This is a genomic window from Streptomyces sp. DH24, from assembly GCF_029813775.1.
In the GTDB taxonomy this organism is placed as follows: Bacteria; Actinomycetota; Actinomycetes; order Streptomycetales; family Streptomycetaceae; genus Streptomyces.
This window is the reverse complement of sequence record NZ_JARVKW010000044.1, coordinates 41591-55276: the sequence shown is the minus strand read 5'-3', so window position 1 is coordinate 55276 and position 13686 is coordinate 41591. Positions and strand designations below refer to the sequence as shown.

At 73.1% G+C, this 13686-nt stretch carries 11 protein-coding genes; all 11 read left to right on the top strand.

From position 1 onward, the window contains the following. On the top strand, positions 1-2115 hold a 2115-nt coding region (locus tag QC282_RS27285), incomplete at its 5' end, for an amino acid adenylation domain-containing protein (RefSeq protein ID WP_279552231.1). A 24-nt stretch (positions 2116-2139) separates the two neighbouring features. Further along, on the top strand, positions 2140-3918 hold the full coding sequence (locus QC282_RS27280; RefSeq protein WP_279552230.1) for a non-ribosomal peptide synthetase: 1779 nt from the start codon (positions 2140-2142) through the stop codon (positions 3916-3918). Next, positions 3915-5120: an NAD(P)/FAD-dependent oxidoreductase gene (locus QC282_RS27275; protein WP_279552229.1), complete on the top strand. Its 1206-nt coding sequence runs from the start codon at positions 3915-3917 to the stop codon at positions 5118-5120. The genes QC282_RS27280 and QC282_RS27275 overlap by 4 nt, the downstream gene beginning before the upstream one ends. Before the next feature lie 228 nt (positions 5121-5348). After that, complete coding sequence (locus QC282_RS27270; protein ID WP_279552228.1) at positions 5349-6173, top strand: alpha/beta hydrolase; 825 nt, start codon at positions 5349-5351, stop codon at positions 6171-6173. A gap of 16 nt (positions 6174-6189) precedes the next feature. Next, a complete protein-coding gene (locus tag QC282_RS27265; protein ID WP_279552227.1) occupies positions 6190-7191 on the top strand; it encodes a thioesterase family protein in 1002 nt (333 codons plus the stop codon). Between the two features lie 28 nt (positions 7192-7219). After that, positions 7220-7978 carry a 2-hydroxychromene-2-carboxylate isomerase gene (locus QC282_RS27260; protein WP_279552226.1) on the top strand — a complete coding sequence of 253 codons (759 nt, stop codon included), beginning with the start codon at positions 7220-7222 and terminating at the stop codon, positions 7976-7978. Positions 7979-8060: 82 nt separating this feature from the next. Then, the gene (locus QC282_RS27255) at positions 8061-9785 is read left to right on the top strand and encodes an NAD(P)/FAD-dependent oxidoreductase (protein WP_279552225.1); all 1725 of its coding nucleotides are present in this window, start codon (positions 8061-8063) and stop codon (positions 9783-9785) included. A gap of 147 nt (positions 9786-9932) precedes the next feature. Continuing rightward, a complete protein-coding gene (locus QC282_RS27250) occupies positions 9933-10190 on the top strand; it encodes an acyl carrier protein (protein WP_279552224.1) in 258 nt (85 codons plus the stop codon). 135 nt (positions 10191-10325) lie between these two features. Beyond that, positions 10326-11582, top strand: coding sequence for a beta-ketoacyl-[acyl-carrier-protein] synthase family protein (locus tag QC282_RS27245; protein ID WP_279552223.1), 1257 nt, complete (start codon positions 10326-10328; stop codon positions 11580-11582). Then, positions 11579-12718 (top strand): beta-ketoacyl synthase N-terminal-like domain-containing protein, encoded by a 1140-nt coding sequence (locus tag QC282_RS27240; RefSeq protein WP_279552222.1) that lies wholly within the window; start codon positions 11579-11581, stop codon positions 12716-12718. The genes QC282_RS27245 and QC282_RS27240 overlap by 4 nt, the downstream gene beginning before the upstream one ends. Beyond that, complete coding sequence (locus tag QC282_RS27235; RefSeq protein WP_279552221.1) at positions 12715-13662, top strand: beta-ketoacyl synthase N-terminal-like domain-containing protein; 948 nt, start codon at positions 12715-12717, stop codon at positions 13660-13662. Before QC282_RS27240 ends, QC282_RS27235 begins: the two co-directional genes overlap by 4 nt. The last annotated feature ends 24 nt before the right edge of the window (positions 13663-13686 follow it).

Below are 13686 nucleotides of genomic sequence, written 5' to 3'. Positions count from 1 at the left end.
GCCGACCGGGACCCGGCCGCCGGGCTGCCCGGCCCCGTGGACGCCGAGTACCGGCCGTTCCAGCTCCCGCCGTTCCCCGTGACCGTCACCGTGGTCCGCGACACCGCCGGGAACCGGGCACTGCGCTGCGACTTCTCCCCGCGGACGCTGACGCCCGGCATCGCCGACCAGCTCCTGCGGCACGTGTCCCGGGCCCACCGGACGCTGCTGGAGGCGCCGGACACCCTGGTCGCGGACGTACGGCTGTGGGACGAGGCGGAGACCGAACGCCTCGCCGCCCTCGGCCGGCCCGGCCCCGTGCCGTCCGTCCAGCGGCGGCGCATCGACAGCGCGATCACCGCCGTCGCCGCCGAACGGCCCGACGCCGTCGCGGTGTGCTTCGAGGACACCCGCCTGACCTACGGCGAACTCGACCGGCGGGCCGACCGGTTCGCGCACGCCCTGCGCGCCCTGGGCGTGACCGACCGCGACCGGGTCGGGGTGTGCCTGGAGCGCTCCGCCGACCTGATCGTCGCCCTGCTCGCGGTCCTCAAGGCGGGCGCCACCTACGTGCCGATGGACCCGGCCTACCCCGCGGACCGGCTCGCCTACACGACGTCCGACGCCGGACTCACCACCGTGATCACCGAGCTGGCGGACTTCCCCGGCGGCGACACCGCCCGCGTCGTCACCATGGCGGGCCTGGCGGAACTGGCACCCGCCGAGTGCGACGGACCGCCCGCCTCGGCGACCGGCGCCGACGACCCGGCGTACGTCATCTACACCTCCGGCTCCACCGGCCGCCCCAAGGGCTGCGTCATCCCGCACGTCAACGTGCTCAGTCTGATGGCCGCCACCACCGGCGACTTCGGGCTCGGCGCGGACGACACCTGGACGCTGTTCCACTCCAGCGCGTTCGACTTCTCGGTGTGGGAGATCTGGGGCTGCCTGCTCACCGGCGGCCGTCTCGTCGTGGTGCCCTACTGGGTGTCGCGCTCCCCGGAGGACTTCCACGCGCTGCTGCTGCGGGAGCGGGTCTCGGTGCTCAGCCAGACCCCGTCCGCCTTCGCCCACCTCGTGGAGGTCGAACGCGACGGCGCGGACCCCGCCCCCGTCCGGCTGGTGATCTTCGGCGGCGAGGGACTCGAACCGCGCATGCTGCTGCCCTGGTTCGACCGCCACCCGGAGACCGCGTGCCGGGTCGTCAACATGTACGGCATCACCGAGACCACGGTCCACGTCACCGCGCAGACCGTCACCCGCGCCGAGGCGCTCGCCGGGTCCAGGTCCGTCGGCCACGCCCTGCCCGGCTGGTGGGTGCGCGTCTGCGACCCCGGGGGCCGCACCCTGCCGGTCGGCGTCGCGGGCGAGATCTACGTCGGCGGCGCCGGCGTCGCCGCGCACTACCTCAACAAGCCCGAGCTGACCGGGCAGCGGTTCCTCACCGACCCGCGCACCGGCGAGCGCATGTACCGCAGCGGCGACAAGGGACGGCTGCTGCCCGACGGCCGTCTTGAGCACCTCGGCCGCCTCGACAGCCAGGTCAAGCTGCGCGGCTTCCGCATCGAGCTGGACGAGATCCGCGCCGTGCTGCTGGACGACCCGCAGGTCACCGCCGCCGCCGTGGTCCTCAACCGGGCCGACCCGGACGACGCGGCGACCGCCCAGCTCGACGCGTACGTGGTGATGGACGGCGACGACACCGCCTCCGTGCGGCAGCGCGCGACGCGGTTCCTGCCCGAGTACATGGTGCCGTCCACGGTCACCGCGCTGGAGCGGATGCCGCTGACCACCAACGGCAAGCTCGACACCCGCAAGCTGCCGAAGCCCGCCCCGGCGGCGGCCCCGGCCGCCGTCGAGGCCCCCGAGGCGCGGGACACCCCGGCCCGGGAGCCGGGTGCGGCGGACACCGCCGAACCGGCCGGCACCTTCCAGGACTCGCTCCTGGAGGTCTGGCGTGAGGTGCTCGGCGTGCCCGTCGGGCCCGACGACAACTTCTTCGACCTCGGCGGCAATTCGCTGCTGGCCATGCGCGTCGGCGCGGCGCTGCGCCGACGCGGCGGCCCCACGGTGGCCATGCGCGACCTGTACCTGCGTCCGACGATCCGCCAACTCGCCGCGGACCACGCCGGATGACTCCGACAGCAAGAGGAACACACCATGGCTGAACCGTCCCTGCCCGGCCTCTTCCAGGCGCAGGTGGCCCGCACCCCGCACGCCGCCGCCGTCCACCGCGACGGCCGGGAACTGGACTACGCCGAGCTCAACCGCCGGGCCAACCTGCTGGCGCACCACCTCATCGCGCGCGGCGTCGGACCCGAGCAGGTCGTCGGCGTCCGCATCCCCAGGTCCGCCGACCTGGTCGTGGCGCTGCTCGCCGTCCTCAAGGCCGGTGCCGCCTACGTCCCGATCGACAGCGACTGCCCGGCCGAGCGCCTGGACTTCATCGTCGAGGACACCGGCCTGCGGCTGATGCTCGTCCAGGACGCCGGGGACGCCGGGGACGCCGGTGACGGCCCGAGCACCGTCGCGGTCCCCGCCGTGGTCGCCGCCGCCGAAGCGGCCGGCGGCCCCGCGCACGACCCGACCGACGCCGACCGGTCGGCGCCGCTCACCGCGCACAACCTGGCGTACGTCATCTACACCTCCGGCTCCACCGGCCGCCCCAAGGGCGTGACCGTGCAGCACGACACCCTCGTGCGCTACCTGGAGTTCGCCTGCGCCGCCTACCCGGGCCTGGCGCGGGAGGCGCTGCTGCACTCGCCGGTCGCCTTCGACCTCACGGTCACCGCGCTGTACGGGCCGCTCCTGCTGGGCGGCTGCGTCCGGGTGTCCTCCCTGGACGGGGAACCCGCCGAGCAGGGGGGAGCGGCCGGACGGCCGGGCTTCGTCAAGGCCACCCCGTCCCACCTGCCGCTGCTGACCGCGCTGCCCAGCAGCCTGTCCCCGACCGGGGAACTCGTCGTCGGCGGCGAGATGCTGATCGGCGACGTCGTGGAACGCTGGCGCAGCACCCACCCGGGCGCCACGGTCGTCAACGAGTACGGCCCGACCGAGGCGACCGTCGGCTGCTGCGTGTTCCACATCCGGCCCGACGACGCCGTCGAGCCCGGCGCCACCCCCATCGGCCACCCGACGCCCGGCACCGAGCTGTACGTCCTGGACGAGCGGCTCCGGCCCGTCCCGGCGGGCACCGAGGGCGAGTTGTACATCGCGGGCTGCCAGGTCGCCCGCGGCTACCTGGGCCGGCCGGGACTGACCGCCGAGCGGTTCGTGGCCGCCGCCGGCGGCCGGCGGATGTACCGCACCGGCGACATCGCGCGGATGCGGCCCGACGGCGTCCTGGAGTACCTGGGCCGCACCGACGACCAGGTCAAGATCCGCGGCTACCGCATCGAACTCGGCGAGGTCACCTCCGTGGTCGCCGCCCAGCGCGGAGTGCGGCAGGCCGCCGTCGTCGCGCGCGAGGACAGCTCAGGCGACCGGTACCTGGCGGGCTACGTGGTCCCCGAGGACGGCGCCGCCCTTGACCTCACGGAACTGCGCGAGGCCGTCGCGCGGACCCTGCCCTCCTACATGGTGCCCTCGGCGTTCATGACGATCGCCGAACTCCCGCTGACCTCCAACGGCAAGCTCGACACCCGCGCCCTGCCCGAGCCGCCCGCCGAGGACGGCCCCGTGGGCGCCGCGCCCCGCACCGAGGCCGAGACGCGGCTGTGCGCCCTGTTCGCCGAGATCCTCGGCGTGCCCGCCGTCTACCTCGACGACGACTTCTTCGGCCGGGGCGGCGACAGCCTGCGCGCCGCCCGACTGGCCAACAAGGCCCGCAAGTCCGGGTGGACCTTCGGCCTGCGCGACGTGCTGGAGCTGCGCACCCCGCGCGCCCTGGCCGGGCACGCCGGCGGCACCGGCCCGGTGGCCGAGGGAGCGGTGTCGTGACCGGCCGCGGTGTGGTGATCGTCGGCGCCTCGGTCGGCGGCAGCCGCGTGGCGGCGGCGCTGCGGGAGGCCGGCCACCCGGGCCCCGTCACCCTGGTCGACCCCGACCCGGACGCGCCCTACGACCGGCCCCCGCTGTCCAAGCAGATCCTCGCCGGCGACTGGGACGCCGAACGCGCCTCGCTCGGCGACCCCGCGCAGTGGGGAGCCACCCGGCACGTCGCCGCGGCGGCCGGCCTGGACACCGCGGAGCGCGTGCTGCGCCTCGACGACGGCACCCGGCTCGGCTACGACCGGCTGGTCCTGGCCTGCGGCGCGGCGCCCCGCCCGCTGCCCGGCATGCCGCGCGGGGGAGTGCACGTGCTGCGCACCCTCGCCGACTGCCACGGGCTGCGGGCCGACCTCGACCGCATCGGCGACGACGGCCGCCTGGTCGTCGTCGGCGGCGGCTTCGTCGGCGCCGAGGTCGCCTCGACGGCCCGCGCCCGCGGCATCGACGTGACCGTGGTGGAGGCCCTGCCCGCGCCGCTGTCCGGACTGCTCGGCGAGGAGGTCGCGGCCGAACTCGCCCTGCTGCACCGGGACAACGGCGTACGGCTGCTGTGCGGCACCTCCGTCGCCGGGCTCGTCGGCGGTCCGGCGGTCACCGGTGTGAGGCTCGGCGACGGCAGCACCCTGCCCGCCGACGCCGTCGTGGTGGGCATCGGCGTCCGGCCCAACACGGGCTGGCTGGCCGGTTCCGGCATCGCGCTGGACACCGACGGCGGCGTGCTGTGCGACGAGTACGGCGCTGCCGACGCCGACCGCACCGTGTACGCCGTCGGTGACGTCGCCCGCTGCCACGACCCGCTGCTCGGCCGGCACCTGCGCGTCGAGCACTGGACGAACGCCGTGGAACAGGCCGAGGCCGTGGCCCGCACCCTCGCCGGGCCCGAACCGGTCGCGCACCGGCACGAGTTCTTCGTCTGGTCCGACCAGTACGGCGTCAAGATCACCCTGCTGGGCCGGCCGGACCCGGGCGACGAGACCGACGTGGTGCGGGCCGACGGTCCGCGCCGCCGGTTCGCGGTCGCCTACCGGCGCGGCGCGCGCCTGACAGCCGTCCTGACCGTGAACTGGCCGAAGGCCCTCGTCGTGGCCCGGCGTTCGCTGGCCGGGCAGCGCGACGCCGACGAGGTCGTCGGCACCTGGAAAAATTTGTAGTCGCAGCTTGCTGAAACGCCTCTTTCGGCGGGCCGCAATTCCTGGATGATTTGAGTGTGCGGCACGTCAATAGACGTGTCAGTGCGGCGGATTGCATATCGCTGCAAAATCCCCGGTCGACTCTCTGTCGGCCCGGACAAGGTTGCTAGCGTGGCGGAAGTTTGCCGAGCTGAATTCTGGCCCCGGCAATACCCGTTGCTGCCCGCATTTCTTCGAAAGGGATATCCGGTGCTCCAGGAAGCCCATGTCGAGCCGCTTGTGCTCCGGCAGCGGTGCGCGTCCGCCGAGGCGGACACGCGTGCCCTGCTGCTGCACGGCCTCGGCAGCAGCGAGAGCTCCTGGGACGCCTTTGTCGAGCACCGGCCGCCGGGACTCGAACTGTGGAGCGCCGGCCTGCCCTGGCGGGCCGGCGGCACCTTCTCGGTCGCCGAACGCGACGACGCCGCCTGGATCACCGAGGCGATCGCGCGCATTCCCGGCGGCGTGGACGTGGTGATCGCGCATTCCTTCGCGACGCTCCTGCTGCTCACCCTGCTCGCCGACACCGCGGCGGCCGGCCTGGACCCGCGCGAGGAACTCGGCATACGCGCCGCCGTCCTCGTCTCGCCGTTCCACCGGCAGCGGCCCGAGGACTTCAGCTGGGGCGAACTGCCCGAGTTCCTCGACCTGTTGCGGCTCGGCGCCGAGGACGGCATCCAGGCCCGGTCCCGCAAGCCCATCGAACCCGGCCTGCGGGCCGAGATGGCCGAGCGCTCCCTGGACGCGCTCGGCCCGCACTGGGTGGTCCGCCACCTGCACGCCTATCTGCGCACCCCCTTCCTGCCGGTCGGCCTGGTGGACCTGCCCGTCCACGTCGTCGTCGGCGCCGAGGACCCGATCGCGCCACCGGCCGAGGGCACGGGCCTCGCGGCCCTGCTCGGCAACGCCTCGCTCGACCGGATCGACGGCTGCGGTCACACCCCGATGGCCGAGCGCCCGGAGCGGTTCTCGCTCGCTGTCCAGCAATTCCTCACCACCGTGTCGGCGGGTCACCCCCCGACGGCGGTCAACTGAGTACGGGAGTACATCGATGGCCACCCTGTCCGATGTCGAGATCAAGAAGCTGCTGACCGAGCCGAGTTCGGTGACCATGCGTCCCCCCTACGAGGGCGGCAACATCAACACCGCGATCGGCTTCAAGTGCGACAACTACATGCTCGAAGCCGCGGTGCTCGACCACTTCCGGGCCGTCGGCCTCGGCGCCACCGAGCTGTACCTGGTGCACGGCGTCAACTTCGACGTCGTCGGCGTCGACACCCGCCTGCACACCGTGCTCACCCTCGACGACGACGTGCGGATCGAGGTCACCCCGAAGACCAAGGACACCGACCGCGAGATGGTCTTCGCGGTGGCCGCCATCGTCGAGCGCGACGGCGCCCCGAAGAAGGCCGTCACCTCCAAGCTGCGCGTGCTGCTGCGCCGCGACCCGGCCATCCCCGACCCGGCGCCGCTCCCCGCCGAGCTGGAGCGGTTCGTCGTGGACCGGCTCGCCACCGCCGAGCCCACCGAGCTGGCCAGCACCCCGAGCGACGACCTCAACGGCGCCTTCCACCGCGGCGAGGACGCCGACACCGACCCGGTGCTCGCCGAGATCATCGGCGACGACAACGCCGTCGGCTGGAAGTGGCGGGTGCCGTACTACTACTGCCACTTCACCGAGCGCATGCAGATGTCCGGCTACCTGCGCCAGATGGAGGAGGCCAAGCACCTCTTCGTCGCCTCCCGCGGCATCAGCATCAAGCGACTGCTCGACGAGCGCGGCTGGATCCCCGTCGTGACGTCGAACAAGCTGCACTTCACCGACGAGACGATCATGGAAGAGGACCTGTACACGGTCTACACCGTGGAGTCCGTCTTCAAGGACATGCTCTACACCTCCCGCATGGACTTCTACGTCGTGCGGGACGGCAAGCTCGTCAAGACCGCCACCGGCGAGATCACCCACGGCTACTGCCACAAGGAGACCCCCGACTCGGAGTGGCAGATGGCCGTCTTCGACGACGAGGTGCTGCGCGCGATTCGCGGCGAGTGACCACCGACCACACAGCCCGGAGGACCTTATGGCTTCCCGTCGCCGGCCGCGCTGGTACTTCTCCCTGCGCAGCCCGTATTCCTGGCTCGCCTACCGCGACCTGATGGACACCCACCCCGAGGTGCTCGACGCCATCGAGTGGCTGCCGTTCTGGGAGCCCGACGAGGAGACCACGCGCCTCCTCGCCGAAGAGGGCGTCACCCTGCCGATCGTCGCCATGAGCCGGGCGAAGAACTTCTACATCCTGCAGGACACCCGGCGCCTGACCACCGAGCGCGGCCTGACCGACATCACCTGGCCGATCGACCGCGACCCGTGCTGGGAGGTCTCCCACCTGGCGTGGATCGCCGCCGAGGACGAGGGCCGCGGCAAGGACTTCGTGGCCGCCGCCCACCGCGCCCGCTGGCAGGAGGGCAAGAACATCTCCGAGCCCGAGGTCATCGCCGCCATCGCGACCGACCTCGGCCTGGACGCCGAGCGGCTGTCCACGGCGCACCAGGACCCCGAGCTGCGCAAGCGCGGCGCGGCCTACCTCGCCGAGTCCGCCCACGACGGCCTGTTCGGCGTGCCGTTCTTCATCAACGGCCGCGACAAGTACTGGGGCGTCGACCGCGTCGCCGCCTTCGTCAAGGCCTTCCACGCGAGCGAGGAGGCGGACCGGGCCAAGGCGGAGGCCAAGGCCGCCAAGGACCGGGCCGAGGCCGCCGTCGAGGCGCCCGACCCGGCCACCCACGCCGACCTGTTCGCCGCCGGCGGCGACCAGGGCCACGCCGGCGGCTGCGGCTGACAGCCGCGTGACGGACACCACCCCCGGCCCGGACCGCGCGGTCCGGGCACCCCACCCTGCGGCGAACGACGAGGAGACGACTGTGGACAGCGACGCGCGCGGCACCGGGCGCGGCACCGACTGGGATGCCGTCGTGGTCGGCGCCGGTCTCGGCGGGCTGACCGCCGCGGCCTATCTGGCCGCGGCCGGCAAGCGCGTCCTGGTACTGGAGCAGTTCACGATCGTGGGCGGCAACAGCCACGTGTTCCGGCGGCGCCGCGCCTACGAGTTCGACGTGGGCGTCCACTACCTGGGCGACTGCGCGCCCGGGGGAGTCATCCCGAGCATTCTGTCCGGGGTGGGGCTGGCCGACCGGGTCGAGTTCCTGGAGATGGACCAGAGCGGCTTCGACCTGATCAGGGTGCCCGGGGTGGCCGTCGACATGCCCGCCGGATGGGAGCAGTACCGGCGGCGCCTGACGGCGGCGATGCCCGAGGAGGCGGCCGGGCTCGACACGTTCGTCGACGTCTGCTCGGCCCTCGGCGAGGAGCAGCGCGCCGCGCTGTTCGAGGCCCACCAGTGGGCACCGCAGGACATCGCCGCCCGCACCACCACCATCCGGCAGTGGGGCAGGCGCACGCTGGACGACCTGTTCCGGCACTGCGGCCTGTCCCCGCGGGCCCGCACGGTGCTCGCCGCGCAGGCCCCCAACTACGGCCTCACCCCCAAGCAGGCCACCGTGGCGCGGCACACCAGCGTCACGGACCACTACCTGCGCGGGGCGTACTTCCCGGCCGGCGGCGGGCAGGTGCTCTCGGCGGGTCTGGTCGAGGTCATCGAGGCGCACGGCGGAGAGGTCCGCACCCGCAGCCGGGTGCGCCGCATCCTCGTCGACAACGGCAGAGCCACCGGCGTCCACCTGGACAGCGGCGAGATCGTCGCCGCGGACCTGGTGGTGTCCAACGCGGACTACCCCCGGACCGTGCTCGAACTGGTCGGCCGGGAACACTTCCAGAAGTCGCTGGTCACCCGCACCGAGCGGGCCCGGATGGGCATGCCGTGGCTGGTGCTCTACCTCGGCCTCGACACCGACCTGCGGGACCGGCCCAACGCCAACCTGTGGTGGTACGACACCGACGACATCGACGGCTACTTCGACGCCGTGAGCACCGGCGGCACGAGCGAAGTCCCCTTCCTCTTCTGCTCGTTCGCCTCGCTCAAGGACCCGGAGAACCGCGCCATGTGCCCGCCGGGACACGCCAACCTCCAGGTCATGACGCTGTGCCCGCCCGACTACGCCTGGTGGGGCGTCACCGAGGGACCGGCCGACGGCGGCGACTACCGGCGCAACCCGATCTACCTGCGCCGCAAGCGTGAACTCACCGAGGCCACGCTGAACGCCGCCGAGAAGGCCCTCGGTCCGCTGCGCCCGCACATCACGCACCTGGAGGCGGCGACCCCGCTGACCCACGAGCGGTACACCTTCTCGACCGGCGGCACCCCCTTCGGCATGGCGGAGTGGGGCGGCACCGCCCGCCCCGGCACCGCCACCGCCATCGCCGGACTCCACGTCGTCGGCGCCAGCACCCAGGCCGGCAACGGCATCGCGGGCGTCATGCTCGGCGGGATCAGCTGCGCCGCCGACATCCTCGGCGAGCCGCTGCTCGCCAAGTCCCGCGCCGGGACCGTGTACGGCGACCCCGACCTCCTGCCCGACCGGCCGGACGACTGGGACCCGAGGGAGGTGTGCCGGGGAAGCGCCCGGCGCACCTCGCCGAAACGGCCCTTCAGGCTCCGGCCCGACAGCCTCTCCGGTCCGCGCCAGTGAACCTGCGCACGGCCCGCGAGTGAACCCGCGCGCGACGCGAACGCACCCGCGCGCCCGAAGACGTGCGGCCCGGCCGGCCCCGGCCGCCGGCCGTCACGAACCACCCTTCCCTGCACTGGGGACCACGGAAAGAACAGAGGGAATCACATGACCACCACCATCGACGCCGCCCAGCAGACCCGGATCAAGGAGATCGTCTGCGACGTCCTGGAGCTCGAAGAGGACGAGGTGACCGACAGCAGCCTCTTCAAGGAGGACCACGGCGCGGACTCGCTGCGTGCCATCGAGATCCTCGCGGGCCTCGAGAAGGAGTTCAAGGTCACCATCGAGCAGACCGAGCTGGAGCGCATGGTCAACCTCGACGGTGTCTACGCCGTGGTCGGCGAGGCCATCGCCGCCAAGTAACACCCGGGAAGCCGAGCGACCGGAGGGCTGCGCGACCCGTCGGCCCTCCGCTGCTCGGCCGCCGTTCCGGCAACCGCCTGCCGGTCCTTCACGCACGTCCTCATCCAGGCGACCACGCCGTACCGAGGGAGATTGATGTCAGTGAACGTTTCCGACGCGACGCGTGACGACGCGGCCACCCGGGTGGTGCTGACCGGGTTCGGCGTGTTCTCCAGCATCGGTGTGGGCGCCGATGAGTTCGCCGAAGGGCTGCGGGCCGGCCGCAGCGGCGCCAAGCCGATCACCCTGTTCGACACCGAGGGTTTCGCGCACGCCAACGGCTGCGAGATCACCGGCGCCGAGCCGGAGCGGTGGATCAAGAACCTGCCCACCGAGACCCTGGGCCGCGCCACGCAGTTCTCCGTGGCCGCCGCCCGCATGGCCGTCGAGGCCGCCGGCGTGGACCTGGAGGCGCTGCGCGCCCAGCGCGGCATGATCTCCATAGGCACCACCGACGGCGAGTCGTACGAGCTCGACCACCTCGTCGAGACCGAGGTCAACTCCGGTCCCGCCGCCATGGACCCGACCGTGACCCGCCGCGTCCACCCCAACCGGCTGTCCATCGCCGCCGCCCAGGAACTCGGCCTGTCCAACGTCGAGGCCGTCACCATCGCCACCGCCTGCTCGGCCGGCAACTACGCCATCGGCCAGGGCTTCGACGCCATCCGCAGCGGCGAGGTCGACTACGCGCTGTGCGGCGGCGCCGACGCCATGTGCCGCAAGACCTTCACCGGCTTCTACCGGCTCGGCACCATCGCCCCCGACGTGTGCCGCCCCTTCGACGTCGACCGCAAGGGCATCCTCACCGGCGAGGGCGCGGGCGTGCTGATGCTGGAGAGCCTCGCCTCCGCGCGGGCCCGCGGCGCCCGCATCTACGCCGAGGTCCTCGGCTACGGCATGAACTGCGACGCCTACCACCAGGTCGCGCCGAACCAGGACAGCGTCGCGCGCTGCATGGAGATCGCCCTGGAGAACGCCGGCGTCAAGTCCTCGGAGGTCGACCTGATCTCCGCGCACGGCACCGGCACCAAGGCCAATGACGTCACCGAGTCGCGGGCCATCCACGACGTGTTCGGCGAGACCGTGCCGCGCACCGTGTCGCTGAAGTCGATGCTCGGCCACACCATGGGCGCCGCGAGCGCGCTGGCCGCCATCGCGTGCGCCCTGTCCATCCACCACGGCTTCATCCCGCCGACCATCAACCACCGCGAGACCGACCCCGAGTGCGAGATCGACTGCGTGCCCAACCAGTCGGTCGAGGCGGACCTGCGGATCGTGCAGAACAACGGCCTGGCCTTCGGCGGCAACAACGCCATCGTGATCCTCGGCAAGTACCTGGACGATGTCCGATGAGGGTCCCCATCACCGGCGTCGGCGCCGTCGCGAGCGTCGGCCGGGACGCCGACGAGATCTTCGCCAACCTGTGCGCCGGGCGCGGCGGACTCGGCCCCCTGCGCGGCTTCGACGGCGACCTCTACAACGGCAAGCAGCTGTTCGAGATCGACGACCGGCCCGAGCCGGGCGCCGACCGCCCGCTGCGCGCCACCGAGTTCCTGCTGGACGCCGTCGGCCAGGCCGCCGCGGACGCCGGGCTCGGCGACGACCTCTCCGGCATCCCCGTACTGGTGGGCACCGGCCTGCGCGAGCTGCGCTCGGCCGAGCTGTGGTGGCGCGACGGCGCCGACTTCGGCGCCGACCGGCTGCACTTCGGCACCGCGCTGCGCGAGCGGTTCGGCACCGCCGACACCCTCACCGTCTCCAACGCGTGCTCCGCGTCCCTGTACACCCTCGCCCTCGGTGCCGACCTGCTGGCGCTGGGCGAGGCGGACACCGTCATCGTCGCGGGCGTCGACGCGATCACCGAGAGCATGCACGGGCTGGCCGACCGGGTCCAGCCGAACCCGCCGACCGCGCTGCGCACCCTCGACGTCAACCGCCGGGGCACCATCCTCGGCGACGGCGCCGCCGCCGTCGTCCTGCGCGGCGAACACGTCGGATGGCCCGGCGGCCGACTGTGGGGCAGGCTGCGCGGCGTCGGCATGACCTGCGACGCCAAGCACCCCACCGCGCCCGACGCGGAGCAGGTCGCCGAGGCGATGCGCCAGGCGCACCGGCTGGCCGGCACCCGCGTCGAGGACGTCGACATGGTGATGCTGCACGGCACCGGCACCCCGCTCAACGACCTGGTCGAGATCACCGCGTACGGCGAGGTCTTCGGCGCGGCGGCCGACGGCCCGGTGGTGACCGGCATCAAGCCGATGACGGGTCACACCAGCGGTTCCGCCGGCCTCATGAGCCTCGTCACCACCCTGCAGACGATGGCCACCGGCAAGGTGCCGCCGCTCGTCAACCTGGAGGAGCCGATCGAGGAGGCCGCCGGGCTGCGCCTGGTGCGCGGCCAGGAGGCCAAGCACGAGGTGGCGCTGGCACAGGTGCACGGGTTCGGGTTCGGCGGCGTCAACGCCGTAGCGATTGTCGAGGGAGCATGATGATTACCGTCACGGGAGTCGGTGTCGCCCTGCCGGGAGCCGACTCCGCGACCGCCCTGGCGGCGGCCACGGGCCCGGAGGGCACCGTCGAACCGGCGGCCGTCCTGGGCAAGAAGGGCCTGCGCTACAAGGACCGCGCGACCCAGCTCGGGCTGTGCGCCGCGCTGCGCGTGCTCACCGACTCCGGACTGCACGTCGACGGCGAACTCACCGTCGACGGGACCAGGACGGCCGTGCTGGTCAGCTCCAACCTGGGCAACGTGGACACCGTCTGCCGCGTCGTGAAGACCATCGCCGACGAGGGCACCCACGGCGTCAGCCCGATGGACACCCCGAACGCCTCCAGCAACATCGTCGCCTCCGAGATCGCCATCAGGTGGGGTCTGAAGGGCCCGAACCTGATGCTGTGCAACGGACCCGCCTCCGGGCTCGACGCGGTCCGCTGGGGCACCGCCCTGCTGCGCTCGGGCCGCGCCGACCACGTCGTCGTGGTGGGCGTCGAGCCGGACAACGAGATCGCGCGCGGCCTGGTCGGCGCCCCGCTCGCGGACGGCGCCGCCGCGCTGCTGCTGGAGACCGACGAGGTCGCCGCGGCGCGCGGGGCCACCGTCCGGGCCGTGGTCGGCGCGCACACCAGGGGACCGGACGTGGCGGCCACCGTCGCGGAACTGGCCGAGGTCGAGCCCGAACCCACCGCCTGGTTCGCCGCCGGGGTCGCCGCACCGGCACTGCCGAAGGGGCTGCCCGTGCACGACCTCGCCGCCGTGTGGGGCGAGTTGTCCGGGGCGCTCGGCGTCGTGCAGTGCGCGGCGGCCGTCGGTGGCTTCGACGCGGGGGCCGACGGCCCGATGTGGCTGGTGGCGGGCACCGACTCCGACGACGGCGTCGCCACGCTGGTGCTGCGCCCGCCGGCAGCGGTGCCCGCCGAGCCGGCCGCCGTCTGAGCGGCACCGCCACCTTGAGCACAC

Excerpts from the sequence above, each read along its gene's own strand:
- QC282_RS27280 (WP_279552230.1), top strand. The coding sequence starts at position 2,140 with ATGGCTGAACCGTCCCTGCCCGGCCTCTTCCAGGCGCAGGTGGCCCGC.
- QC282_RS27265 (WP_279552227.1), top strand. The coding sequence starts at position 6,190 with ATGGCCACCCTGTCCGATGTCGAGATCAAGAAGCTGCTGACCGAGCCG.
- QC282_RS27260 (WP_279552226.1), top strand. The coding sequence starts at position 7,220 with ATGGCTTCCCGTCGCCGGCCGCGCTGGTACTTCTCCCTGCGCAGCCCG.
- QC282_RS27250 (WP_279552224.1), top strand. The coding sequence starts at position 9,933 with ATGACCACCACCATCGACGCCGCCCAGCAGACCCGGATCAAGGAGATC.
- QC282_RS27245 (WP_279552223.1), top strand. The coding sequence starts at position 10,326 with ATGTCAGTGAACGTTTCCGACGCGACGCGTGACGACGCGGCCACCCGG.
- QC282_RS27240 (WP_279552222.1), top strand. The coding sequence starts at position 11,579 with ATGAGGGTCCCCATCACCGGCGTCGGCGCCGTCGCGAGCGTCGGCCGG.
- QC282_RS27235 (WP_279552221.1), top strand. The coding sequence starts at position 12,715 with ATGATGATTACCGTCACGGGAGTCGGTGTCGCCCTGCCGGGAGCCGAC.